This is a genomic window from Paenibacillus solani (assembly GCF_001277345.1).
GTDB lineage: Bacteria > Bacillota > Bacilli > Paenibacillales > Paenibacillaceae > Paenibacillus_AQ > Paenibacillus_AQ solani.
The window spans coordinates 532,058-556,909 of record NZ_LIUT01000008.1 but is presented as its reverse complement, the minus strand read 5'-3'; the positions used below and the strand labels follow the sequence as shown (position 1 = coordinate 556,909).

Here is a 24,852-nt window from a genome sequence, read left to right as displayed (position 1 = left end):
TCTTAACTCTTAAATCTTGAAACGCTTTACCATCTCCTGCAATTCCTCGGCAAGCTGGCTCAGATCTGCGGCAGAAGCGGTTACCTCTTCCATGGAAGCAAGCTGTTCCTCCGAGGCAGCCGAGATCGTCTGCGTCTGACTCGACGTCTGCTCTGAAATCTCGCGGATTTCTTCAACGGCGATTCTTGCAGCGGTTGTACCTTCGGCCAGTTCCTTGGCCTGATCAGACGTCGTTTTGACCTGCCCCGACACCGAGTGGATGGCCTTCATGATGCGAGAAAAGGAACGCCCTGTAAGATCAGCTGAATCTACACCATCCGATACCTTCTCCTTGGCGGATTCCATCACCTGGATGGTCTGTCCAACGTTATCCAGGACATTCGTAATCAGCCCTGTAATATACGCAGCCGAAGTCTCCGACCTTTGGGCAAGCTTGCGGATCTCAGCGGCTACCACCGCGAAGCCCTTGCCTTGTTCTCCGGCCCTCGCAGCCTCGATAGAGGCATTCAGCGACAGCAGGCTTGTCTGCTTGGCAATATCGGTGATGGCTGCGGCAATACCGCCGATTTCCTCCGTACGCTCAGACAGCTGCTGGATAACACCATTCAAGTCATTCATCGCCATATCCATATCCTGCATGGTCGCTGCTGCCGTAATGACGGTCTTGTTTCCGTTCAGTGCCAATTGCTCCGTCTGATCCATGGCGCCTGCAACCTTCACCAAAACACCCGCAATATCATCAGCATGCCGGGATACCTGGTGGATGCGCTTCAGAATCTCCTCTGCGGCAAGCAGCTGGCTTTCGCTGCCAGCAGCAACTTCCTGAATTGAAGACGTCACATGCTCTACAGCACTCGTATTCTGCAGGGCGCTTGCGGACAATTGCTCCGAAGATGCAGAAACATTCTCCGTCATCGACTTAACTCCATGCACCATCTCTCGCAGGCTGTCCACCATCTGCTGAAAGTGACCAGCCAATTCTCCTACCTCATCGCGTTTAAAATCCTTCAAGTGATACGTCAAGTCTCCCTCGCTAATAACTTCAGTCGCTTCACGCAATTGGCGAATAGGTTTGATGATCGACCGCACATTCCAAGTGATCAGCACCGAGGCGGCCAAGAGGGAAACGAGCAGAACCAGTATCATAGTATTACGGATGCCGTAAACGGAGTCTTCGACCTCCTTCACAAGCATGGTTCCTGCAATGACCCAGCCGGTTTGCTCATTCGTAATATAGCTCAATCGTTTATCCATACCATCATGCTGGTAGGAAATCTCCCCCGCTGGCTTCTCATACAGCTTGGATACCCAATCGCCTTCAGCCAACGCATCGGCTCCTGCCTCGTAATCGGGATGAAACAGATACTTGCCATCCTGATCCAGCACAAACGTATAACCTTCCTTGCCAACCTTGACTTGGACCAAATCCCTAATGCTGTGAAGATTCAGATCAACGCCTACAACGCCTCTGCCGTCCGGCAGCATCTTGGCCATCGTTATAACAATCAGCGAACCAGCTTTCGAAGTATAGGGTGCCGTAATAATCGGTTTGCCCGCTGCATTCATGGCCTGTTGATACCATCCGCTTTGTTTATGGTCATAACCCTGGGCCAGCTTCCCCTCGGACGCTTTGATGAATCCGCCCTCTTCTGTGGCGACGAATACCTCCACTGTTTCAGGATGAAGCTGCAGGTACTCCTTCAGTGATTGAACCGTCGTGGTACCTTGAGCGGCAAGCTCTGTATCAATTCCCACGGACTTCAGCTTCCCGCTGAAATAGTCCAAATCATAAAGCTTGGATTGAAGCGTGTCATTAATGAACTCATTGGCTGTATCGACGCTTAGCGATGCACTGCGCAGAATTTCATCCTCAATGGTGCCTTTGGCGTCCCGGTACGTGACAAACCCGATCGTGAAGCTTGGCACAAGAAGCACGAGGAGAAACGTAAGGATCAGGTTTCTTCTAATACGATTTGCTTTATTCTTCTTCATTCATCTTCGTTCCTTTCCAGCTGAAGTGAATCTCACCCGTCTCTATAAAAAATACTCCCTTTAACTTATCGGCAAGCCTTGGGCCATACATTATGCGGTAGGGATAGGTAATTATATCCAAGCGGGAAAAATGTTGATATACACTATTTCACAGAAGATACGTCACGTTCAAAAGAAACCTCCCCGTTCGGGAGCAAGATAATGCACCCTTGAAGATGATACCTTCCAACCTAAAAAAGAGGGAGACCCTGCATATGGGGTCCCCCTCTTAGGCGGTAATTCCTGAATTATTGATACCAAAGCCTTCGTTCCACACCCGGCACAGCCAGAAACCGGATGGAATAGCTCTTACAGGTTAACCTGGCTTGGATTAGACTGACTAGCCGGGATGAATCCGCTCAGGTCTACACCAAGACCAGCAGCGAGTCTTGCGCCAAATTCCACATCGGCACGATAAAAATTACACACCGCCCGCAGCTGAATATCGGACTTGACCTGACTTAAATCGTCAATCAAATTGCGAAGCAGATGATCCTTCTGCACCTGTGTAAATGAACGATACAGTTCGCCGGCTTGGGTGAAATCATCCGTTTTCTCAATGCGCTGGCGCACGACATGCCCTGTTAGCGGAGTTTCACTCTCCTGACCTGACGGATCTTCAACAGGCCCTGTTGTATAGCTGTTAGGCTCATAATTTACCGGGGACGGATCCTGATTCACGTTCATCAAGCCGTCACGCTGATGATTACGGACAGGTGCATACGGGCAGTTAACCGGAATCTGTAAATAGTTCGGGCCAAGACGATGACGCTGTGTATCCGGATAAGAGAATAACCGGCCTTGCAGCAATTTATCTTCGGAAGGCTCAATGCCAGGCACCAGAGCGCTTGGAGAGAAAGCCGCCTGCTCCACCTCGGCAAAATAGTTTTGCGGGTTGCGATTCAAGGTCATGGTACCAACCGTTAGAAGCGGAAAGCGATCTTCCGGCCAAGTCTTGGTTGGATCCAATGGATCAAATGGCAGTTCGTCCATCTCCTCGGGAGACATCAGCTGTACCTGCAGACGCCATTTCGGAAAATCCCCATTCTCTATGTGTTCGCGAAGATCACGGGTAGCATGATTGAAATCCTTGCCCTGCACTGCTCTCACTTCGTCGGCCGTCAGCGTGTTCACGCCTTGAACGGACTCCCATTTATATTTAATGTAGGTCACTTTGCCTTCGCTGTTCACCCACTTAAAAGCATGAACGCTGAATCCATCCAATTCGCGATAGTTTGCCGGGGTTCCAAGATCCGAGAACAACCAAGTCATCATATGGGTGGATTCCGGTGACAGGGTCATGAAATCCCAATACCGGCCGGGCTCCTGGATATTGCTGTCCGGTGAAGGTTTCAGGGAGTGGACCATATCTGGAAACTTGATCGCATCCCGAATGAAGAAGACCGGAAGATGATTGCCCACGATATCATAGTTTCCTTCCTCCGTATAGAACTTCACGGCAAACCCGCGTGGATCGCGCGCTGTTTCGGGCGAACCTGTTCCATGAATAACCGTGGAGAACCGGACGAGGACTGGCGTCTCTTGACCAATCTCCTGCAAGAAAGCGGCTTTTGTAAAAGGCTTCATGTCATTCTCGACAACAAAGACACCATGTGCGCCCGCACCGCGGGCATGAACGACCCGTTCGGGAATCCGTTCGCGGTCGAAATGGGCGATTTTCTCGATCAGATGATAATCCTCAAGCAAAGTCGGTCCGCGGCGGCCAGCCGTTTTAGAATGTTGGTTGCTTCCTACCGGAGCTCCCTGATTGGTTGTTAATTTATCCATATATGAACCCTCCATCATTTCTGTAATTGGATTTAGACTGAATCTAATTTCATGAAATGATTGTAGCATTGGAGTATCCGGCGGGTCATGAGTGTCCCGTGAGTGTTCCATGATCCTTGTATGAAGGTCAGATGAATCAACTGTGAATATGAAAATAAACAAAAAAAGGGAGGGGATTAATCCGCCAGGCGGTATCCCACTCCTCTGACTGTTGCAATATAGCGAGGTGCTCCTGCTTTATCGCCCAGCTTTTTACGCAAGCTTTTGACATGGACATCAACGACGTTGCTGCCGCCCATAAAGTCCGTATCCCATATTTTGCACATCAGATCCTCTCGCGTGCATACGGCTCCCTCGCTGTCCAGCAGCAGCATGAGCAGATGATACTCCGTCTTGGTCAAATGAATGGGGGTGCTGCCCCGATGAACCGTCATTTTGTCCCGGTCAATCGACAAGTCTTTATACATCAAGCCTCGTACAACCTCACCTTCACCTGACAAAGTCGCAGCCGGGGAGAACAAGCGAATTGTTCGCTGTACCTGATACATTACCGTATTCTTGGAGCGGGCAGGCCATACCATAAGCTCTTCATCAAGCAAGCCTGAGCTTGCACTGCTCATAAGCTCTTCGCGTACGAGATACAGGATCGGAATCGTCGTATGTTCCGGAAGCAATAGCTCCTTCTCCTTGCTGAACGCGGCCATATTCCGGCAGCCAGTCATATCCGCAATGAGCAGACCTGTATTCAGGGCCGATTGGAGGCGGGGATCCCATTTGCGAAACATCATGACCTCGAAGCAATTCTCGGTCAGGGTGATGAACATTTCGTTCACGCGGCCCGGGGAACGGCTTAATAAGGCAGCCCGCAAGGTGGTGGGACAAGCATCACCAATCGCCATGGGATATGTCGGACGCATATACGAATTGCCGGAATTCCATTCCGGGAACGAATAAACCATTCCTAATTCCGTCATTTCTTCCGTTTGATTTGACATTCAGGACACACTCCTCCGAATACGACATGTGCATGATGGATAACATAACTGGTTTCATCGGCTACCGTTGCTGCCCATTCTTCCGGCACTTCCGTCATGACCTCGTCCACTTTACCGCATACTTCACAAATAATATGTTGGTGATCGTCTGTGCGGGCATCGTATCGACTTGCACTTTCACCCAGCTTCAGCTCCCGGATCAGCTGCTTATCCGCTAAATAACGCAGAGAGTTATAGACCGTCCCGTACGCAAGATTATATCCTTTCTCCACTAGCCGGTTCATTATATCCGCAGCCGTTGGGTGATCATGCGATTCCCGCAGGACATCATATACCGCTTGACGCTGTGTCGTTAAATTTAAGGATTTCAAGGTATTCACCCTTTTAATTTATTTTTAGATCAAGTATAAATCCTATTCATCTTGAGGTCAACTATTCCCAGCATTCCAGACCCTGGAAATCTTTAAGATTTCTTTAGGTTCCGTTAAAAATTCCTTTAGCTTGCCAAGCTAGACTTAGAGAACCAACTATAAAAAAGCGATATAGAGTCATAGGAGTTGATTAAGCGCCATGGAATCATTAGCGAAACATCCCCGAAAACCTCTCGCAACGACTGACAGCTCCCACACTGCTATGGAAACGATGAGCACGCGGAATGCACGACCAAAGCGGCAGAAAAAAGGGTATGCACGCTTACATCTGCTGTGCCTCCTGCTTAGCGTTATTTTGGTAGCCGTGTTCATTATTAAGGTATTTATCCCCCCTCCCATTAAAGCCAGCTCCGCCATCCTGATTCACGCGGATACGGGAAGGGTCCTCTATGCGATGCATGCCGACCTTGCCCTTCCTCCTGCAAGCATGTCCAAGATGATGACAGAGCTGTTAGCGCTGGATGCTGTCCGCTCCGGGCAGCATACCTGGGACGAAAAGATATCAATCAGCCGATATGCTGCAGAGGTTCCTGGCTCAGGTATCGGGATGCATGAAGGTGAGGTGTACACCCTGAAACAATTGTTCGAGGCGCTCATCATTCATTCTGCCAATGATGCGGCTGTGGCTATTGCTGAGCATCTCAGCGGCTCGGAGCCAGCATTCGTCGATGCCATGAACGACCGCGCCAAGGAAATCGGTTTATCGGAGCGTACCGTATTCGCCAATGCATCGGGCTTGCCTGCCGCCGATCTGCTTTCATTTGCAGAAGCGGCTTCTAACGGGGATACCATGATGACGGCCAGGGATGCGGCCATGCTGGCCAGATGGCTGCTGAATCAACACCCGGATCTGCTTGAGATCACCAGCCAGCGTGATGTGGTGGTACCACAGAAGAAACTCTCCCTTCATACCACCAACCTCATGCTGCCCGGCGAACCCTATGCATATGAAGGCAACGACGGCTTCAAGACCGGTTATACAAGTTCAGCAGGTTATTGTTTCACCGGAACAGCATCACGCAGTGGAAACCGCCTGATTACCGTTGTCATGGGAACAGGGAATGCCGATCAACGATTTACGGAAACCCGGAAGCTGATGGATTACGGTTTCGAACGGCAAAACATCCTGCCGTATTTCCTGTCCCATCTTTTTTAGGGCGTGTTTCAATATCCGTCCTTAATCCTTCGCCCAAGAAATTGCAGTTTCTGTGGTAAAGCATCACTTATACGATTATTTTGGGTTACACTGTTCGTAAGGAAACATCGATTTCAATGGGTCATGTACTGGAGGATGTCTTAATGAGAAGCGTATTAATTGTAGATGACGATAAAGAAATATCCGGGCTGATCTCCATCTATCTGGAGAATGAGGGATACCGTGTTCTTCAGGCTCATGACGGGGAGGAAGCACTACTGGCCATGTCCAGAAATTCCGGAACGATCGATCTGGTTATTCTGGATGTCATGATGCCCAAGCTGAACGGGATTGAAACCTGTCGCAAAATTCGGGAAACCTCTTCAATTCCCATCCTGATGCTGAGCGCCAAAAGTGAGGATATGGACAAAATCCTGGGACTGATGACCGGCGCGGATGATTACATGATCAAACCCTTCAACCCGCTGGAACTGACCACACGCGTCAAAACGCTGCTGCGGCGTTCCACCCAATACAATGCCGATCTGCATCAAGGAGAGAGCGACCGGATCCAGATTGATGGACTCGATATTAACCGCACAACGCATGATGTGACGGCGAACGGCAAAGCGATTTCCCTGACGGCCAGAGAATTTGAAATTCTGTATTTGCTTGCCCGTCAGCCAGGCAGAATCTTCAGCGCCGAGGATATATTTCAACAAGTCTGGAAGGAAAAATATTATGTGTCCAACAATACGGTTATGGTTCATATCAGCAATCTGCGGGACAAGCTCGAGAAGGAGCTTGGGTATAAGCTGATTCAAACCGTATGGGGCGTCGGGTACAAAATCCATGCGTAAATTGCAATGGAAGATCGTCATGCTGTTCTTTGTCAGCGGTGCCTTGACCTTATTCATCCTGTTTATTGCACAGCAGATCATGCGTTTGATCGGGCGGGAATACTGGAAGGAGCCTTGGGTAGATTCCCTCTTCCGGGCGGAACGACTCCTTGTCAGCTTCTTCGGTTTTCCCATTATCCCGACCATCGTCGGGATTGTACTATTTATCTGCATCGTGCTGCTTTTAAGTCAAGGTTCCATTCGTCAAATCAATCTGTTAATGGAAGGAACGAGACGGCTCGCCAAAGGTGAGCTGGATCAAGAAATCCTGGTAAAGACCAATGATGAACTTGGCCAGATGGCTGTACAGATTAACCAAATGGCCAAGCAGCTTAAGCTGTCACTCGCGGAGGAACGCATGGCTGTCCAATCCAAGAACGAACTTATCAGCAATGTTTCGCATGATCTGCGCACCCCACTCACGTCCATCATCGGGTATTTGCGGCTCGTCCATGAAGACCAGTACAAGGATGAAGTCGAGCTCCGTTATTATACCGACATCGCGTACGATAAGTCGCTGCGCCTCGGAGGTCTCGTTAATGATTTGTTCGAATTCACCCGGCTGGGTTACTCTCCGATTAACCGGGTTGAAATTAATCTGGTAGAACTGCTCGCACAATTGGCCGTCGACTTTTCCTTAACTGGTCAGCATGAAGGTATTGAGGTCGTCTTCACACCTGCCACAGAGAAGATCATGATCTCTTCAGACGGAGATAAGCTGATGCGCACCTTTGAGAATTTGCTATCCAATGCGCTGCGTCACGGGCGGGAAGCCGGACGGGTGGATCTTAACGTATCCCGAGATGCGAAGCAAGCCAAAGTACAAGTGATCAATTACGGTCCTCCCATCCCTCAGCAGGCAATCCCTCATCTGTTCGAGCGGTTTTACCGGGCGGATGAATCGCGTACGGATCAGACCGGCGGCTCGGGACTTGGCCTGGCGATTGTCAAAGCTATCGTGGATGCCCATCATGGCACGATTCAGGTGTTCAGTACAACGGAGCGAACGATGTTCGAAGTTTGTCTGCCATTACAACCACCCGAAAATTAACAAAAAAACGTTTAGTATTCGACATACAATTCCATTTTCCGATAATATAGGGGTGAATGTCCTCATCGCCCTGCCGTCCTTGTGGCAGGTTACGTGAGAAAGGAAGGATCCCCATGATTAATATACTGTTCACTAACTTCTGTATATTTGTTACTTTCTTGTATATATCCGGACTGCTGTCCAAAAAATATGTTGCAGGTGTTGTCACCCCATCGATCACCATCAAGATTAATGCCGGAATGCTCTTTGGCCTATACGGGATCATCTTAATGTACTATTCCTTCCCGATTGATCCCCAATTCTTTGTCGACTTGCGGCATCTGGCCATCGTCGTCATCGCCAGCTATCTGGGCTGGCTTCCGTCCCTGATTGCAGGGATTCTGATTGCACTTGGACGGCTGATCCTCTTCGGCGTGTCCAGCTCCGCTGCCATTGCAGGGGCCGGCATGCTGCTGATCGGCATCGTCTGCGGGCTACTCTCCCGCATTAATTGGGATCGTTTAAGTATCATGATGCTTATGAACATATCCAGCATGCTGGTGCTTCTATGTATCATGTTGATGAATATTCCTGACCACCAGAAGGTGTTCACCGTATTCACACAGCACGTTATCATCTCGGTGCTCGCTACAGTGGTCATCTACATGCTTACCGAATATATCAACACTTCCAATAAACTATTTCTGCAAATGAAAAAGAATGCGGAAACAGATTACCTGACCAGTTTGCACAATCTGCGCCAGTTCGAGCAGCTGTTATCTGAGCGCTTTCTTGAAGCCCAGCATTTCAGCGAACGGCTGGGTGTCCTCGTCGTCGACATTGATAATTTTAAACACATAAACGACACCTACGGCCATGCGGCCGGAGATGTCGTTTTGCAACAGCTCAGCAAGGTGCTGAAGGATCATTCGCGTTCTTTTGATGAAGTATCCCGCAACGGCGGGGAAGAGTTCTCCGTGCTGGTCCCGGAAGCGACGATTCATGAGACGGCCGCGATTGCGGAACGGATCCGCGCTGCCGTAGAGAACCATGCCTTCATCCTGGATGATGGAACCACGCTGCGGATTACCATTTCGATCGGTGCAGCCGTCCATCCCGATACGATCCGCTCGAAGAACGCCAAGGAGCTGCTCGAGCAGGCAGACCGAGAGTTGTACCGGGCAAAAGGCAACGGTCGTAATCGCGTCTGCTATGCCAGCGAAATCAATGACTTGATGCTGTCTTAGCCTTATTCTGACTTCAAAATATCTTCAATGGCCGCCAGTGTGTCTTCTGACAGCTTAATCCCGGAGGCTTGTACGTTTTCTTCTACCTGCTCCGGACGACTGGCGCCTACGAGCGCACTGGCTACGTTATCCTGCCGCAGAATCCAGGCCAAAGCCAATTGTCCGATGGTAAGATTAAGCTCACTCGCTATGCGTCCCAACTCTTGGACCTTCCGGATGCGGTCTTCGCTGATTTTGAGCCGATCAAGGCCAAGCTTGGAAGCACGGCTGTTCTCGGGCACCGATTCCTTGGAGGCATATTTACCCGTCAGAAGTCCCTGGGCTAGAGGGGAATACACCACCTGTCCAATTCCCTTCTTCTCACCAAGTGGTATGATTTCCTTCTCGATGTCGCGCTCGAACATGTTGTACAGCGGCTGATTCACCACAATGCGATCCAACAAATACCGGTCTGCCACAGCCAATGCCGCTTCCATCTGGGCCGCGGTCCACATACTAACCCCTACATAGAGTACCTTACCTTGGCGAACCAGATCATCCAGTGCGCGCAGCGTTTCCTCAAGTGGTGTTTCTTCATGGTAGCGGTGACAATAATAAATGTCGACGTAATCGGTACCCAGCCGCTTTAAACTCGCTTCGCATTGCTCTTTAATATGTTTGCGGGACAGTCCCTGGTCATTGGGTCCATCTCCCATCTTACCGAATACCTTCGTGGCCAGCACATAGGATTCCCTCGGGAATGCCCGTAGCGTTTCACCTACAACCACTTCGGCCGCTCCCTGGGCGTAGACGTTCGCCGTATCAAAAAAATTAACTCCGAGTCCATATGCAGTCTGAATCGATTTGACCGCATTCTCCCGTTCCACATATCCTCCATACGTCAGCCAGCTCCCCAGACTGATATCACTAACCTTCAGTCCGCTTCCGCCCAATCTCCTAAAATCCATATGTGAAACCTCCTTCAAGTAGATGCTTACCTTCATTGTAACATCTTCCTGTTCAATAGACAGATTTACCCTGTTAACGTTTAAAGCCCGTGGACTTTATTTTTACCTTGACGGATACGTTGAACTTTGCCCGGGCATAGATAGCTTGCCAATCCTGCATTTCCGTCTGATTATTCCAGTGCGTACCCCCGTACCGCAGACCAAAGCCCAGGGGGTCGAGCCCTGTTTTTTGAATTTTCTCCAGCATTTTTTTCACTGTTTGGCCTATCTCCTTGCTGAGCTGGGCTTCGATCGCATCGAGATCGCGCGGTTCCAGCTGCCTGGGATCTTCCTTCTCTTCCAATGTCGCTGTAATCCGAATTTTGTAATTAATCGCTTCCTCCCCTGGCTTATCCGTCACGATGTTGTATCTTGCCCGGGTTCTGTCTGTGTTCACTTCATACAACTGGCCATCGATCTTCGTCCCGAAATTCGTGCTTAAATTCCGCGAATACAACAGATTATACAGCCTGGTTTCATCGGGTGACATAATGACCTTCACTCTTTTTTTATCCAACAAAGCGACCTTGTTGATCGTTAAGATCTGCTCGGCGCTCGCCTCCACAACAGGCATGATCGGATCCTCCCCCACCTCTGTCATACGGCGGGCTAAATCGAAAGAATACGTCCGGATAATAAAGGGAGACTCCGTCCCATCTTCACTCAGGGCCAGAAAAATTGAATTTCCGGCAATCCGCTCCGTGGAAGGCTGAACTTTTAACACGGCTTCTGCCGTTGGAACAGCAACCGCTGGATACATCAGCAGCTGCATATCCCGCCTGCGAACGGTCCAGTCTTGAATTTTGCTGATATTGTCCCGGGCGAAGGCCTCGCCATACATGATGCCCTTGCAGTGCCCGAAATCAAGCTCCTTATCCACCTTCGATTTCACCTCCCTGATGGCTTCCGCAACGCTTGCCGATTCCTGCGTTATCAGTAAAGAGTTTTCTTCACCGGACTTTGGGTCGCCCGAGGGGACCGCGATTTTGAAGCTGAATCGGTGCATATCCGGATTGTTCTCCGATTTATCCACCCCTATGACCAGCACAAACAGTCTTAGATCGATATCCCGAAAATCGCATCCTGGCAGAAACAAAAGAGAGCAGCACATGACATAAATCAGCCCTTGCCTCAGGACCTTCATGCCTTCTTCCTCCTTATCTTCCATACGGCAAAGAACAACAGGGCAATAAGCAGGAGTTCGCCAGCAAACCGGATATCCAGAAATACGATTGCCATATCGTTCAATATGTACTGGTTAATGAACAGCGATAATACAAAAACAACCAGGGAGAATAGGATCAGCACCCACCATTCTACTTTTCGTTTTTTGTCAACCGATTCTGTTTGGTCTGACTTGAATCCGAATCCTCCCAGTATCAATTCCTTGCCCACATGCCAATGAATGATGGAATTTACGAGGGAGAGAGACATATACACTACATAAAAGATATAAATCATCCGTTCAATGATGAAATAGCGAATTCGAAGGGAATCTATCGCCGAGAAGGCAGGGTACACATGAGCTCCTGCGCCTGCAGCTCCCAATATGCCAATCGGGGCGAAGACTGAAATCAGAAGGGTAAGCATGCTAACCACAACAATTACCCAAACATGCCGGAATTTAAATTTGTGAAAGATTCGGTTGAATACCACCATGTTGATGTATCCCGTATAGACATAGGTTGCAGCGGCAATCGACTTATAGTTTGGCATATTCCAAGCATGAGTAATGACTTGCCTCACCGCATCCCAGCTGAAATACGGGCTGCTGAAGACACGCCAACACATGTAAGCGATAATGGGTACCGTCATATAAAGGATCATTTCCAGTCCGTATAGAATCGACTCGGAATCCAGTCTGGCGCTGAGTGCCACAACGATTAGAAACCCGGACAGGACGATAAATGGAGATACATCCGGACTGATATACCGGGACGTAATATCGACGAAACTGATCAAAGTAATAACACTGGAGAAATACCATGCAAATCCATATAACACCAGGAGGACACCGGATATCCACTTGGGCATGACGGAACGGAAAATCTCCGGCAGTCCTTGCCCGGGAAACTTTTGAATAAGCTTCACAAAGGTAAACATAAGCAGCGTACCAATCGGAATAGACACGGCAATCGACATCAAGGCTCCGTCGAAACGATCCGTTATCAAAATGCGAGGGACATAATTGATCAGGTTGATGGTTGCGTTGAGCAGAAAGAGATAGTAAAAGTATTTGTTTCTAACCACTCCGGTGATCTCCTTTCTTTCTCCAATCCACAGCAAACATTTTTAAATATGGTTTGCCGAACGAACGGAGGCTCGTGAGATACATAATCATCGCCACCATTCCCAGAACGATGCCAACCAAGCCGAAGAAGGTGGCCAGTCCAATGAAGACATATTTCGAGACCCGGATGCCGGAGCTCATCATATTAAACGGGATCACAAAATTCGTAATAGCTACGGCGGACACGAGGATGATCATGATGTTGCTTACAAGCCCCGCTTCCGTAGCAGCCGTTCCCAGAATAAGCCCCCCTACGGTGGTTGCCGTCTGACCTATCGCTTTCGGCAGCCGGACACTCGCTTCTGTCAGAAATTCCATCGCAAGCAGCATAAAGAGCACTTCGAAGAAGGACGGGTATGGTACTGTTGCCCGACTTCCCGCAATAAGCAGCGTTACCTGCATTTTCAATATTTCCGGATTATAGGACGTAAAAGCCACATAAAGACTTGGCATCAGCACGGTAATAAACAATGCGATATACCGAATTGCCTTCAGAAACCAGCCAACCGGGGGAAGCTGTATTTTGTCATCCATCGATGTGAAGAAATCATTGAATATGGCCGGCAATAAAATGGCATATCCTGTGGAATCCACCAACACTGCGACCTTGCCTTGGGATATATTCAAGACAGTCCGGTCAGGGCGCTCGGTCAGCATCAAGGTAGGGTATAGACGCAATCGGGGATGCATCGTGTGCTTCTCGATTTCAGACGCCGACTGCACAATATCTTGTTTAATCTCGGACAATCGCTTTCGGAGCTCCTTTAATACCGCTTCTTCAACCTTGCTGGCATCATACATAATGATGACTCGGGTCTGTGACAGCTTGCCAACAGTCATGAATTCGGCCTTCAAGTTGGCTGTTTGGTACCGATGACGAATCAGGTTCAGATTCACTTCGATATTTTCAGTAAAAGAATCGTCCGGACCTTGAATGACATTCTCTGTACTTGGAGGCTGTATGCCACCTGCGTTAACCAACAAGGCGTCAAATAACAGCACATGATTTCTGATGAATATGGCTACACAGCCCTTGAGCATATTACGGAGCAGTTCCTCTTCATCCTGGGGCACCAGGCTCGAAGGAAAAGAGTGAATGAATTGTTCGTATAAATCCAAAGACTTGAGTTCGTAAAAACGATCCACCAGGTTTTCATTCACCACGACAGGATCGCAGATACTTTTAAGATAGATCAGTAATACATATTCATCCTCATTCCTCATCTCGCGTTGCTCGATGTCTCCGGCATTCTTAAAATGCTCCTGCAGATACTTCTTGGCCCGGTCCGCATCCAAATGCTGGCTCCTAGTCATGATTATTCCCTCCCCTTCTTTCATTCCGACTCACTGTTTCTCTAGCTTCTTCATAAATGTCCCAAATTATTTACAATCATCCAGAAGCTAAAGAAGGAGAAGGAAACAAGAGCAACCTCGTTTCTAATCATTACCATGTGGTAATAATGGAGAACAGAGTCTGCATTTCATGGCAATATCCATAGAATCTGAGGAGGAATTGTGAATGAACCCATCCAATTCATCGCATCAAGAGCTGCCGCAATATCCGGAATCTCTGTGGCTCTCGACTACCAACCTTCCCTCTTTTCCTCGTCTGGCTGAGGATATCGAGACGGATGTGGCCATAGTCGGAGCCGGCATAACCGGAATAACGACTGCTTATCTGCTTGCCAAGGCAGGCAAGGACGTCGTGCTGATTGAGGCCGGACAAATCCTGAATGGAACCACAGGTCATACGACAGCCAAGGTAACAGCACAACACGGGCTGATCTACCATGAACTGATGAGTCATTTCGGAGAGGAGAAAGCAAGACTATATTACGAAGCAAATCGGGAAGCCATTGAATTCATCCGCGATATTATCGGCGGAGAAGAGGATAAGTTCGGGCTAAAGCTGGAGGATGCCCATATTTACGCCCAACAGGATAATAAGTATCTCTCCAAGCTGGAAGACGAGATCAAAGCTTATGAGAAGCTGGGCATTCCCGGGGAATGGCTGGATAGCCTTCCGCTCCCGATACCGACCCTGGGAGCTATTAAGATGCCGGGGCAATATCAGTTCCATCCGATACAGTATCTTAAACATTTGCTTGAACAATTTCAGAAGCTCGGAGGCCGGATCTATGAGAGCACGACCATGGATGAAAAAGCCGAAACCGATGGACCGATCACGCTGCTGACAAAACGCGGCGGACACCGGGTTACTTGTAACCATGCGGTTTCCGCATCTCATTTCCCGTTTATTGACGGGAAGGGATTATTCTTTACGCGGCTGCATGTGGAACGCTCCTATGCCATAGCCGTCAAACCCGAGACCGCCTATCCCGGCGGAATGTTCTTAAGCGTGGACGAGCCATCCCGCTCCCTCCGCTCCGCCTCGTATAACGGAGAGGAGCTGGTTATCGTCGGTGGAGAGAATCATCCGACGGGCCGCAGCATCTGTACCCATCAGCATTACGAGAATCTGGAGGTATTCGCAGGAAATCTGCTGGGCGCCTCCGCGATTCCTTTTCGCTGGTCCACACAGGACCTGATCACACTGGATAAAGTGCCTTATATCGGCCCTATCACATCGCATCAAGATCGAATCTTCGTGGCGACAGGCTTCCGGAAATGGGGCATGACCACAGGGACATTGGCAGCGAACATCATCTGTGATCAAATTTTGGAGAAGGATAATCGGTATGCCGACGTCTTTAGCCCGTCCCGCTTCAAGGCGGACCCAAGCGTCAAAACATTTATCGTACAAAACGCCATGGTTGCCAAGGACTTCGTTGCTGGCAAGGTGGAAATGTCCCACGCCGATATATCGGAACTGAAGGCTGGGGAGGGAGCCGTCGTTCGGCATAACGGCCAGCGTGCCGGGGCTTACAAGGATGATAAAGGAAATCTCCATCTCGTGGATACGACCTGTACTCATCTCGGCTGTGAGGTTGAATGGAATGAAGGTGAACGCTCATGGGACTGCCCTTGCCACGGATCACGCTATCGCTACACTGGCGAGGTGATAGAAGGACCGGCCATTGAACCATTGAAGCAGCTGGATCCGGAGAGCTGATCAGACATTGCGCTTCTTCACGAGCGCCCAACCCAAAAAAGTGAAGCTCCAGGCGAGCTTCACTTTTTTATATTTATTTTCCAGTATAATGAACTTATCACGTTTGCAGGAGGGACAACCATGGTACTAGGCCCTGAGTATTTGGATCGAATTAAAGAAGACGTCTCGGAGAAAAAAGCAAAGGAGAAGCTGCAAGGCATCCAGCGGCAAAGCTTGCTTAGTGATTGGTTAATGACTTTGGCCGCTGCAGGCGCGTTTATTGTGGTGGCTGCTATCTTTGGTTTGATTCTATATAACATCCGTTATTAAGGAAAAAGTATATGCTTAACCATTCAAAAAAAGGCACCCCGAGGGGTGCCTGTGTCATGTTATGGCCAATTCCAGCCCTGGAATCAAGCTGCTTATGCAATTTCTGGCGTAAGCACTTCGTGGTACGCTTCCAGCGAACAATCCATGATGGTCCGTACGAACTCCGGATCGATATCCTGGAGCCATGGCAGAGCGTTATTCCAAGCATTCTCTTCAATTTGGAGCGCAATTCGATTCTGCTCCCATTCATCTAGCGCATTATTCATCCGATCACACAATGATGAGAGCATCAGGTCCATCGAATGGCCCAGCTCATGTGCAAATACCACCGCAAAATAAGCATGAAACGGCTCAAGTGTACCAAACAGCTGCATACACTGCTGGCGTATGACTTCGGTATACATCGTCACACTATGCGAATCCATCACATATTTCCCGCCGATTAACCGGCCCCCCGGAAAATATGCCTCCGTCTCCACGGTGACACTGCTGCCCGACCGACGTAGAAGCTCTTGCATAATTCGGTTCAGTTCGGACTTATTCAATAATGATCATGGCTCCCTTTGAAAGAAATAAACATTATTATTATAAAAGAACCATATGAAAAAGCAACAAAAAATATGCTTGTCCGCTTACTTCGTTTCTACATAAACCTATACGCCATGCGGTCTCACGGAACTTAAATCGCCCTGCTTCATATCGATTTTGCCCATAAAAAGAAGACCTATTCTGCAAGCGAATAGGTCTTCTTCACAAGCGAGAGCTTGCCTCATTATCCCGCTTCATGCTGGTCGCTGAATTGACTGTTGTACAGGTCTGCATAGAAGCCGCCTTCGGCCAGCAGCTCTTGGTGTGTGCCCTGCTCAATAATACTGCCCTTATTCATGACCAGGATAAGGTCCGCATCCCGAATCGTCGACAGCCGATGCGCAATGACAAAGCTGGTCCGGTCCTTCATCAGCTCATTCATCGCCTTCTGGATGTAAAGCTCCGTCCGTGTATCCACGCTGCTCGTAGCTTCATCGAGAATCAGAATCGACGGGTCGGCCAGAATGGCGCGCGCTATCGTAAGAAGCTGCTTCTGCCCTTGCGATATATTGGAGGCTTCCTCATTCAACACGGTATCATAGCCGTCCGGCAGTGTCCGGATGAAGTGATCCGCATGAGCCGCTTCTGCCGCTCGGATGATCTCTTCCTCAGTAGCACCTTCGCGTCCGTAACCGATATTGTCGCGGATCGTCCCGTTAAAGAGCCATGTATCCTGCAGCACCATCCCGAACAGGCTGCGAAGATCACCTCGACGAAGAGCCGTAATATCCGTACCGTCTATCGTAATCTTGCCCTCATTCAGCTCATAGAACCGCATCAGCAGATTAATAAGCGTGGTCTTCCCTGCACCGGTCGGACCAACGATTGCCACCGTCTGCCCTTGTTTCACGTCGACGTTCATGTCCTCAATGAGAAGCTGATTCGCCTTGTAGCCGAAACTCACATGCTCGAAAGACACATCGCCGCCCGGCTTTTTAAATGCAACAGGTGCTTGAGGTTCTGGCACTTCCTCTTCCTCGTCCAGCACTTCAAATACGCGCTCGGCCGATGCAACTGTAGATTGAATGACATTGGCGATATTCGCCAGCTGGGTAATCGGCTGTGTAAATTGGCGTGAATATTGGATGAATGCTTGGATATCCCCGATCTCAATCGCTCTGCGGGTAACCAATACACCTCCGACAACACTGACGATTACATACCCGATATTCCCGACGAAGCTCATAAGCGGCATTATCGTACCCGATATAAACTGGGCTCTCCATCCGGCATCGTAGAGCTTGTCATTAACCTCATCGAATTGCTCCATGGACTGGCGTTCCCGGCCAAAAGCCTTCACCACTTTATGTCCTGTGTACATTTCTTCAACATGACCGTTCAGCTCGCCCAAATGCTTCTGCTGAGCCACAAAATGCTTCTGCGATCGCTTGGCGACCATAACAGTAACCACCACACTGAGCGGCAGAGTCAGAATAACCACCAGTGTCAGTAGCGGGCTGATCGTGAGCATCATAATAATGACCCCAACCAGCGTGACCAAGGAAGTGATCATCTGCGCCAAGCTTTGTTGAAGCGTGCTGCTTATATTGTCCATATCATTGGTTACCCGGCTCAGCGTTTCACCATGTGTACGGGCATCAAAATATTTAAGCGGCAGGCGGCCAAGCTTGTTATACACCTCTTTGCGAAGATCATACACGGTGCGTTGGGCTACTCCAGCCATGACATACTGCTGGATGTAGGCAAACAGCGAGCTGAGTAGATATAAGCCTGCAAGCCACAGCATGATGGTCTGTATAGCCTGAAAATCGATCCCGGCACCCGGTACGCCCTGCATCTTGGCTATAAAGCCTTTGAAGAGAATTGTCGTTGCCTCGCCTAATATCTTCGGACTTACGATACTGAAGATCGTACTGAGTATGGCCGCAGCCAGAACGATCAGCAGCTTGCCTGTGTGCGGCTTAAGATAGCGTGTTAATCGGCGGAAGGTTCCTTTAAAATCTTTCGCCTTCTCCCCTGCCATCCCTGGTCCATGCGGGCCGCCGCCAAAGGGACCGCCCTTGCCGCCGGGGTGTCCTCCCCGTTTCTTCTCACTCATGCGATCTCCTCCTCTGACAGCTGCGAGGTAACGATTTCGCGGTACACATCACTGGAAGCCATTAATTCCTCATGTGTACCCATTCCGGCAATACGCCCCTCATCCAGCACGATAATTCGGTCAGCATCCATAACGGTGCTGACGCGCTGCGCTACGATCAGTACCGTAGATTCGGTGGTTTCCTCCCGGAGGGCTTCACGCAGCTTGGCGTCCGTCTTGAAGTCCAGTGCCGAGAAGCTGTCGTCAAACACATAAATCTCAGGTCTACGCACAAGCGCCCTTGCGATCGAAAGCCGCTGCTTCTGTCCTCCGGATACATTGCTGCCGCCTTGGGAAATCTCGGCGTCGTACCCGCCTTCCATGGAGGAGATGAAATCGGCAGCCTGCGCAACCTGCGCTGCATGCTCGATCTCCTCGTCGGTCGCATCCTCTTTACCGTAGCGGATATTCTCCGCGATCGTTCCGGTAAAGAGCAGCGCCTTCTGCGGCACAAATCCGATACGGCTCCGCAGCTGCTCCTGCGTCATGTTCCGGATGTCGGTCCCATTGACAAGAATCTGTCCCGAAGTCACGTCATAGAAACGAGGAATCAAGCTGATCAGCGTAGATTTTCCTGAACCGGTTCCGCCAATAATTGCAGTAGTCTCACCGGGTCCGGCCTGGAAGGAAATATTGGATATCGCCGGTTCCTCCGCACCCGGATAATAGAAGGAGACGTCCTGAAACTCGATCGAGCCCTTCTTGAGGCTGGTATCATGCGGTTGTTTAGGATCGTGGATCTCAGGTATCATGTCCAATACCTCATTGATCCGGACCGCTGATGCCTGTGCACGCGGAATCATAACAAACATGACTGATAGCATGATCAGCGAGAACATAATCATCATCGCGTATTGGAGAAAGGCCATGAGGTCACCGACCTTCATATGCTCCGAGTCAATGCGATGAGCCCCAAACCATACGATCGCCAGCGTGGCAAAGTTCATAACCAGCATCATGACAGGCATCATCGCACCCATGATCTTGTTTACTTTGATCGCGGTGGCCGTCAAATCCTCGTTCGCATCATTAAAGCGAACCGTTTCATGATTCATCCGATTAAATGAGCGAATCACCCGGATTCCCGTCAGATTCTCCCGCAGCACACGGCTGAGCGTATCGATTTTGACCTGAATGGCCTTAAAGAGGGGTATCCCTTTCTTCGCGATGAGGAAAATCGCTAGTGCCAGCACCGGCAGGACAACCAGCAGTACCGTCGTCAGCCCCGGATCCCTCGATATGGCCATCACGATGCCTCCGATACACATCATCGGCGCAATCGCCATCATGCGAAGAATCATAATCGTAACCTGCTGCACCTGCGTGATATCGTTTGTCGTACGGGTAATCAGCGATGCTGTCCCGATCTTGTCAAATTCCTGAAGCGTGAAATTCTCGACATGGGAAAACACGCGTCCACGGAGAATCTTTCCGAATCCGGTAGCCGATTTGGAAGCCAGATAACTTGCGGCAATGGAACAGACCATGCCTCCTATGGCAACGAGGAGCATAACCCCCCCAACTTTCCATATGTAAGGCACATCTCCTTTGACAATGCCTAAATCGACGATGTCCGCCATCAAGGTCGGCAAGTAAAGATCAGACAGACACTGGAAAAATGTAAACAACAGAACAAATATGACTGCTGTCCGGTACGGTTTCATATAGTGAAACAGTTTTAGCAAAGCCTCCACCCCTACTCGTTGTCTGAAATTGTTTTGTTCTAACTACGTTTTTGCTCGTGAAAATGATACACCTTCGTCAGCAGCTCTGTCAGTTTCACGCTGTCCTCTTCCCCAAGGAAATCCACCAGCTCGTTAAAGCGGTTCTTGACGTTTAAATAGGTTTGCTGGACAACGTGGTTTCCTTCCTCCGTCAGCCGCACCCGAACAGCCCGGCGGTCCTGCGTATCCATTACCCGCTCCACCAATCCCTTACTCTCCAGGGCATTAATGAATTGAGTGATCGTCGGCGATGTAACATTCATCATGCTGCTGATTTCGGATACTTTCATGCCGGGACCATCGGGCTCGATATGATGTTTGAGACCTATCAGCACACGAATCTCACCGGGTGTATGACCGGAAATCATGTGCTGATCCCACTCCTGCTTGTGGAACATGCGAATGCTGTACAAAAGCCTCCCGGCAACGCTGTCTTCCCGGCCGCCACCCTTCATGCATGGTCCTTCCCGCGAATGTCTGTCCTTGGTCCCGTTCATTTCTTTATGTAAATCTGGATGCTGATCTTCTGCCATGGTCCACCTCTTTTCGGCAGCAGCTCGAATTAATAGATAGTCTGCCTATTTATTTGGTTCCCTAACTATATACCCGAAAGATGACCGACGTCAAATCAACTCCGGCCATCCTTTAACATCCATTATTCATCGTACATCAGCTGCCGATATGCCCCTTTCCGGCCTCGGTCGTTCTTCCGAGGCAGATTGCCCGAGTTTTTGTTCTGACGGCGGGTAACTGCATTCCATCCATAAGCTTGCAGAATCGTCCTATTTGGTTTGGTCAAAATCGTTTAATCCCCTTATCATTGTTGTATTAGTTGTTAATCATTGTTCAAACACAAAAAAAACCGCAGATTAATATCCGCGGCTAATCAGAATCTATACAAAAAATTAGATACGCCTGTAGTGCCTCCACTCCTCCGGCAGCAGCATACCATACTGGCGATTCAGAAAGCGGTCATCCACGAGCGTCAGCGTTCCGCTGTCCTGCTCTGACCGGATCAGGCGCCCTCCGGCCTGCAGTACTTTGTTCATGCCCGGGTAGACATAGGCATAATCGTAACCTCTCTTTCCGGTACGATCAAAATAATCCTTGATGATATCATTCTCAAAGGACAGCTGCGGCAACCCTACGCCGATGACTACGACGCTGGAAAGCCGCTCTCCCTTCAAATCGATGCCTTCGGAGAATATCCCACCCATGACAGCAAAGCCGATCAGCGGGTCAGCCGCATCCGCCTGGAACGCGTTCAGGAATGCTTCTCGCTCCTCCTCGCTCATTCCATGCCCTTGGAGCAGGGTGCGCGCTCCCGGGTTCATTCGGGCGAAGGCCTCATGAATGTCCTGCATGTAAGGGTAGGACGGCAGGAAAATCAGGGTATTCACCGGTTGTTCCTGAATCAATGCACTCAGCATCCGGACGATGGCCTCGCTATTGCGCTCCCGATCCTTGAAGCGCGTTGATAACGGCAAAATTCGAACATCCAATTGCTCGGAAGAGAAGGGCGTAGGAATCGAGAGGCTGTAGTCCTCTTCCTCGGCTCCAAGCATGTCGCGGTAATATCCGAGCGGCATGAGCGTAGCTGAGAAGAACACGCTGGAACGATAGTTTTTCCCGGCTTGCTGAAGCAAGTATGAAGGGTCCAGACAAAACAGCTTGAGAAACACCTCGCTCCCGCTCATCTCCGCATACGTGACAAAGCGGTCGTCATACAGCTTGGAAATGCGCAAATAACCCTGAACAGCAAAATAACACTCGAGGAGCGCATCAGCCTCTTCTCCGGTTTTCCCTGTCATCAGTTCGGCCTCCGCCTGGAGCGAAAAGTCCTCCAGCAGCTCCACCATCATCTCCGGCTGCTGAGAGCCGACAATCCGTTCTTCTCCCTCACTGGCCTTGCGCAGTATCTTAAAGCGGTTGTTTACCCGCTTCGCCGTATTGTATAGACCCGGATTGCTCTCTTTGTATGCCCTTTGCAAATCCAAGAATGCAGATTTATTCAGCTCGGCTGAGAACATTCCACGCGCCCGGTCTACCAGATTATGTGCTTCGTCGACGAGCAGTACGCTGCGTTTCTTCACATCCTCCGGCATCCGCTTAAAGGACACACGCGGGTCAAACACATAGTTGTAATCGCATATAACGGCATCGGCAGCGTACGCAGCATCCAGCGAGAACTCAAACGGACACACCGTGTGTTTCCGGGCGTACTCTTCAATAACAGGTCTCGTGATCAGCGTTTCATTCGAGAGCAGATCCAGTATCGCGCCATTAATCCGGTCATAGTATCCCTCTGAGAACACACAGCCCATCTGTCCGCAGCCTTCGGCTTCACTAAAACAAATCTTGTCCTTCGCCGTCAGCGTGACCGCATGCATGCAGAGTCCTTGACGCTCCATAAGCGCCAGGGCTTCCTCCGCGGTCGTTCGGGTGATGGTCTTGGCCGTCAGATAAAAAATCCGCGACAGCAAACCTTCTCCAATCGCCTTGACTGAAGGAAACATCGTGGATATGGTTTTCCCTATGCCCGTCGGCGCTTTGGCAAACAATTTTCGTCCTTCCCCGATGCTTTTATATACAGCTCCGGCCAGCTTTCGCTGTCCCTCACGGTAGGCAGGAAACGGAAACTTCAGATCGCGGATGCTCTGATCCCTCCGCTCGCCATGCTCCCGCAGCAGGTTGGCATACGGCGCATATGCCGCCAGAACCTCCAATACGAAGGATTCCAACTGAGCCAAGCTCCATTCCTCAACGAACTGCTTCCGCTCTCCGCTTGGGACTTTGAAGTAGGTTAATCTCACACCCATCTTCGGAATCTCATGCTGCTTCGCGTACATATAGGCATACATTTTGGCCTGCGCCCAATGAACCGGGTAGGTGTGCTCCGTAATTTCACCCAAATCGCCGGAGGTCGACTTGATCTCGTCTATGAGCATACGCCCTTCCTCTTGAATCAGGCCGTCGCAGCGACCTTCCACCACAAACAGAAGATCCTCGTAAGGGATCTGTGCTTCAAGCTGAACTTCTTTTTGATCGTTCTCACCATAGTCGCGCTGTACTTGTTGATGCGCCCGGGTTCCCTCGGTGAGGGATGTCGCCGTGCGAAAACCCGAGGTAATGCTGCCGCTGCGAAAGACATATTCCACCAGCGGCCTGACAGATATTTGAATGGTATGAGGCATGATGGTCTCCTTCGTTCATATTCTATGAAGGGTATTATACCAAACATTCGTTCCTGAAAGCGAAGCGTAATTGATGATTCCATCACAAAAAAGCATGCAGCCCCCTCCTGATCAGGATGGATGTCTGCACGCTGGTTAACGACAATGACTTACGGTACTCTTTTCTGCATTTGATCCAGACTTTTGAATTCATATCCCCGGTTCCTGGCTTCGTCGATGATCCGCCCCAAGGCCTCCGTGTTATCCTTGGAGATCGAATGCAGCAGGATAACAGCCCCCGGATGAAGCTGTGCAGTTACTTTGTCATACGCATACTGCGCACCGCGCTGGGACTTCACATCCCAGTCCATGTAGGCGAGAGACCAGAAAACATTCGTATAGCCCAGCTGCTTGCTGGTTGCTAAGGACCGCTCATCGAATATGCCGCGCGGAGTACGCAAGTATTTCATATCCGGCTGGCCGGTTATCTGCATAACCTCCTTCTTCACCCGTTCCAGTTCCTCGGTCAGCTTTTCTGACGAGATGGTGGTCACATCTGGATGATTCCAGGAGTGGTTGCCGATAATATGGCCTTCTGCCGTCATCCGCTTGAGCAGTTCTTCCTGCGTCTTCACGTAATGTCCGGTCACGAAAAAGGTGGCTGGCACCTTCTTCTCTTTGAGCGTATCCAGGATATTGGCGGTAAACCCGTTTTCATATCCATTATCGAACGTCAGGTACAATTCCTTCTGTTCAGGATCGCCCATAAAGATGGCGCCGTATTTTTGCAAAAGCTCCTTGAAGCCTTCTTCATTGATCGAGGGCAGCTGGCCATTGACACTTTTCTTAAACCCAAAGTGAAACGGGCCACTTCCAGCAGCCAATACTGCTCCGGAGAAGGCCAGCATCACCGACAGGCTCACCAGAAGTGCAGCAGCTGGCCGAAAGATATGGCGTTTCTTCATAGCCGTTCTCTCCTTCTTAGATGTAATATCGATTGAACACCCCTTATGAAAATTCCACCAAGGGTTGCATTCATCTAATATCCCACCAAT

General features: G+C 49.9%; 21 protein-coding genes. 6 read left to right on the top strand and 15 right to left on the bottom strand.

All coding sequences use genetic code 11. The annotated features are described in order from the left end of the window. Window positions 1-9: 9 nt before the first annotated feature. The 4 genes from AM231_RS26565 to AM231_RS26550 form a co-directional block, all read right to left on the bottom strand. Entirely contained in the window at window positions 10-1,992 is a 1,983-nt protein-coding gene (locus AM231_RS26565; RefSeq protein ID WP_054405334.1) for a methyl-accepting chemotaxis protein, read from the bottom strand. Between the two features lie 348 nt (window positions 1,993-2,340). Further along, on the bottom strand, window positions 2,341-3,819 hold the full coding sequence (locus tag AM231_RS26560) for a catalase (protein WP_054405333.1): 1,479 nt from the start codon (window positions 3,817-3,819) through the stop codon (window positions 2,341-2,343). Window positions 3,820-3,995: 176 nt separating this feature from the next. Next, window positions 3,996-4,814, bottom strand: coding sequence for a winged helix family transcriptional regulator (locus AM231_RS26555; RefSeq protein ID WP_054405332.1), 819 nt, complete (start codon window positions 4,812-4,814; stop codon window positions 3,996-3,998). Continuing rightward, window positions 4,790-5,185 (bottom strand): Fur family transcriptional regulator, encoded by a 396-nt coding sequence (locus AM231_RS26550; RefSeq protein WP_054405331.1) that lies wholly within the window; start codon window positions 5,183-5,185, stop codon window positions 4,790-4,792. The genes AM231_RS26555 and AM231_RS26550 overlap by 25 nt, the downstream gene beginning before the upstream one ends. Window positions 5,186-5,384: 199 nt before the next feature. Between AM231_RS26550 and AM231_RS26545 the strand changes: the two genes are divergently transcribed. The 4 genes from AM231_RS26545 to AM231_RS26530 all read left to right on the top strand — a co-directional run bounded on the left by AM231_RS26545 (window position 5,385) and on the right by AM231_RS26530 (window position 9,556). After that, entirely contained in the window at window positions 5,385-6,401 is a 1,017-nt protein-coding gene (locus AM231_RS26545; protein WP_054405330.1) for a D-alanyl-D-alanine carboxypeptidase family protein, read from the top strand. A gap of 143 nt (window positions 6,402-6,544) precedes the next feature. After that, on the top strand, window positions 6,545-7,240 hold the full coding sequence (locus AM231_RS26540) for a response regulator transcription factor (RefSeq protein ID WP_054405329.1): 696 nt from the start codon (window positions 6,545-6,547) through the stop codon (window positions 7,238-7,240). Continuing rightward, window positions 7,233-8,330 carry a sensor histidine kinase gene (locus AM231_RS26535; protein ID WP_054405328.1) on the top strand — a complete coding sequence of 366 codons (1,098 nt, stop codon included), beginning with the start codon at window positions 7,233-7,235 and terminating at the stop codon, window positions 8,328-8,330. Before AM231_RS26540 ends, AM231_RS26535 begins: the two co-directional genes overlap by 8 nt. A gap of 113 nt (window positions 8,331-8,443) precedes the next feature. Beyond that, window positions 8,444-9,556, top strand: a complete 1,113-nt coding sequence (locus tag AM231_RS26530) for a GGDEF domain-containing protein (protein WP_053491081.1) — start codon at window positions 8,444-8,446, stop codon at window positions 9,554-9,556. A 2-nt stretch (window positions 9,557-9,558) separates the two neighbouring features. Here the strand turns inward: AM231_RS26530 and AM231_RS26525 are convergent, their stop codons facing one another. From AM231_RS26525 to AM231_RS26510, 4 genes are all read right to left on the bottom strand, one after another. Then, window positions 9,559-10,503: an aldo/keto reductase family protein gene (locus AM231_RS26525; RefSeq protein ID WP_053491080.1), complete on the bottom strand. Its 945-nt coding sequence runs from the start codon at window positions 10,501-10,503 to the stop codon at window positions 9,559-9,561. A 73-nt stretch (window positions 10,504-10,576) separates the two neighbouring features. Next, entirely contained in the window at window positions 10,577-11,686 is a 1,110-nt protein-coding gene (locus AM231_RS26520) for a Ger(x)C family spore germination protein (protein ID WP_054405327.1), read from the bottom strand. Beyond that, a complete protein-coding gene (locus AM231_RS26515; RefSeq protein ID WP_054405326.1) occupies window positions 11,683-12,792 on the bottom strand; it encodes a GerAB/ArcD/ProY family transporter in 1,110 nt (369 codons plus the stop codon). The genes AM231_RS26520 and AM231_RS26515 overlap by 4 nt, the downstream gene beginning before the upstream one ends. Continuing rightward, window positions 12,785-14,146: a spore germination protein gene (locus AM231_RS26510; RefSeq protein WP_054405325.1), complete on the bottom strand. Its 1,362-nt coding sequence runs from the start codon at window positions 14,144-14,146 to the stop codon at window positions 12,785-12,787. Before AM231_RS26510 ends, AM231_RS26515 begins: the two co-directional genes overlap by 8 nt. A gap of 205 nt (window positions 14,147-14,351) precedes the next feature. On the opposite strand from AM231_RS26510, the gene AM231_RS26505 reads away from it, so the two are divergent. Both AM231_RS26505 and AM231_RS26500 read left to right on the top strand, forming a co-directional pair. Then, window positions 14,352-15,905 (top strand): FAD-dependent oxidoreductase, encoded by a 1,554-nt coding sequence (locus AM231_RS26505; protein WP_053491076.1) that lies wholly within the window; start codon window positions 14,352-14,354, stop codon window positions 15,903-15,905. A gap of 120 nt (window positions 15,906-16,025) precedes the next feature. Next, window positions 16,026-16,214: a hypothetical protein gene (locus AM231_RS26500; protein ID WP_053491075.1), complete on the top strand. Its 189-nt coding sequence runs from the start codon at window positions 16,026-16,028 to the stop codon at window positions 16,212-16,214. Between the two features lie 92 nt (window positions 16,215-16,306). Here AM231_RS26500 and AM231_RS26495 read toward each other — a convergent pair whose 3' ends face one another. The 7 genes from AM231_RS26495 to pdaA form a co-directional block, all read right to left on the bottom strand. Beyond that, window positions 16,307-16,759, bottom strand: coding sequence for a hypothetical protein (locus AM231_RS26495; RefSeq protein WP_053491074.1), 453 nt, complete (start codon window positions 16,757-16,759; stop codon window positions 16,307-16,309). A gap of 227 nt (window positions 16,760-16,986) precedes the next feature. Further along, on the bottom strand, window positions 16,987-18,861 hold the full coding sequence (locus AM231_RS26490; protein ID WP_054405324.1) for an ABC transporter ATP-binding protein: 1,875 nt from the start codon (window positions 18,859-18,861) through the stop codon (window positions 16,987-16,989). Continuing rightward, on the bottom strand, window positions 18,858-20,585 hold the full coding sequence (locus tag AM231_RS26485; protein WP_054405323.1) for an ABC transporter ATP-binding protein: 1,728 nt from the start codon (window positions 20,583-20,585) through the stop codon (window positions 18,858-18,860). The genes AM231_RS26490 and AM231_RS26485 overlap by 4 nt, the downstream gene beginning before the upstream one ends. 38 nt (window positions 20,586-20,623) lie before the next feature. Beyond that, window positions 20,624-21,157: a MarR family winged helix-turn-helix transcriptional regulator gene (locus tag AM231_RS26480; protein WP_054405322.1), complete on the bottom strand. Its 534-nt coding sequence runs from the start codon at window positions 21,155-21,157 to the stop codon at window positions 20,624-20,626. A gap of 122 nt (window positions 21,158-21,279) precedes the next feature. Continuing rightward, window positions 21,280-21,423, bottom strand: a complete 144-nt coding sequence (locus AM231_RS29750) for a hypothetical protein (RefSeq protein WP_207383702.1) — start codon at window positions 21,421-21,423, stop codon at window positions 21,280-21,282. Between the two features lie 106 nt (window positions 21,424-21,529). Further along, window positions 21,530-23,818, bottom strand: coding sequence for an ATP-dependent DNA helicase (locus AM231_RS26475; RefSeq protein ID WP_054405321.1), 2,289 nt, complete (start codon window positions 23,816-23,818; stop codon window positions 21,530-21,532). A 149-nt stretch (window positions 23,819-23,967) separates the two neighbouring features. Further along, complete coding sequence (gene pdaA / locus AM231_RS26470; RefSeq protein WP_054405320.1) at window positions 23,968-24,762, bottom strand: delta-lactam-biosynthetic de-N-acetylase; 795 nt, start codon at window positions 24,760-24,762, stop codon at window positions 23,968-23,970. Between the last annotated feature and the right edge of the window lie 90 nt (window positions 24,763-24,852).

What these genes read in the sequence shown, in the direction of transcription:
- AM231_RS26500 (WP_053491075.1), top strand. Translation starts at nt 16,026, where the DNA reads ATGGTACTAGGCCCTGAGTATTTGGATCGAATTAAAGAAGACGTCTCG.
- AM231_RS26505 (WP_053491076.1), top strand. Translation starts at nt 14,352, where the DNA reads ATGAACCCATCCAATTCATCGCATCAAGAGCTGCCGCAATATCCGGAA.
- AM231_RS26475 (WP_054405321.1), bottom strand. Translation starts at nt 23,818, where the DNA reads ATGCCTCATACCATTCAAATATCTGTCAGGCCGCTGGTGGAATATGTC.
- AM231_RS26480 (WP_054405322.1), bottom strand. Translation starts at nt 21,157, where the DNA reads ATGGCAGAAGATCAGCATCCAGATTTACATAAAGAAATGAACGGGACC.
- AM231_RS26555 (WP_054405332.1), bottom strand. Translation starts at nt 4,814, where the DNA reads ATGTCAAATCAAACGGAAGAAATGACGGAATTAGGAATGGTTTATTCG.
- AM231_RS26530 (WP_053491081.1), top strand. Translation starts at nt 8,444, where the DNA reads ATGATTAATATACTGTTCACTAACTTCTGTATATTTGTTACTTTCTTG.
- AM231_RS26490 (WP_054405324.1), bottom strand. Translation starts at nt 18,861, where the DNA reads ATGAGTGAGAAGAAACGGGGAGGACACCCCGGCGGCAAGGGCGGTCCC.
- pdaA (WP_054405320.1), bottom strand. Translation starts at nt 24,762, where the DNA reads ATGAAGAAACGCCATATCTTTCGGCCAGCTGCTGCACTTCTGGTGAGC.
- AM231_RS26520 (WP_054405327.1), bottom strand. Translation starts at nt 11,686, where the DNA reads ATGAAGGTCCTGAGGCAAGGGCTGATTTATGTCATGTGCTGCTCTCTT.
- AM231_RS26560 (WP_054405333.1), bottom strand. Translation starts at nt 3,819, where the DNA reads ATGGATAAATTAACAACCAATCAGGGAGCTCCGGTAGGAAGCAACCAA.
- AM231_RS26510 (WP_054405325.1), bottom strand. Translation starts at nt 14,146, where the DNA reads ATGACTAGGAGCCAGCATTTGGATGCGGACCGGGCCAAGAAGTATCTG.
- AM231_RS26565 (WP_054405334.1), bottom strand. Translation starts at nt 1,992, where the DNA reads ATGAAGAAGAATAAAGCAAATCGTATTAGAAGAAACCTGATCCTTACG.
- AM231_RS26525 (WP_053491080.1), bottom strand. Translation starts at nt 10,503, where the DNA reads ATGGATTTTAGGAGATTGGGCGGAAGCGGACTGAAGGTTAGTGATATC.
- AM231_RS26535 (WP_054405328.1), top strand. Translation starts at nt 7,233, where the DNA reads ATGCGTAAATTGCAATGGAAGATCGTCATGCTGTTCTTTGTCAGCGGT.
- AM231_RS26545 (WP_054405330.1), top strand. Translation starts at nt 5,385, where the DNA reads ATGGAATCATTAGCGAAACATCCCCGAAAACCTCTCGCAACGACTGAC.
- AM231_RS26540 (WP_054405329.1), top strand. Translation starts at nt 6,545, where the DNA reads ATGAGAAGCGTATTAATTGTAGATGACGATAAAGAAATATCCGGGCTG.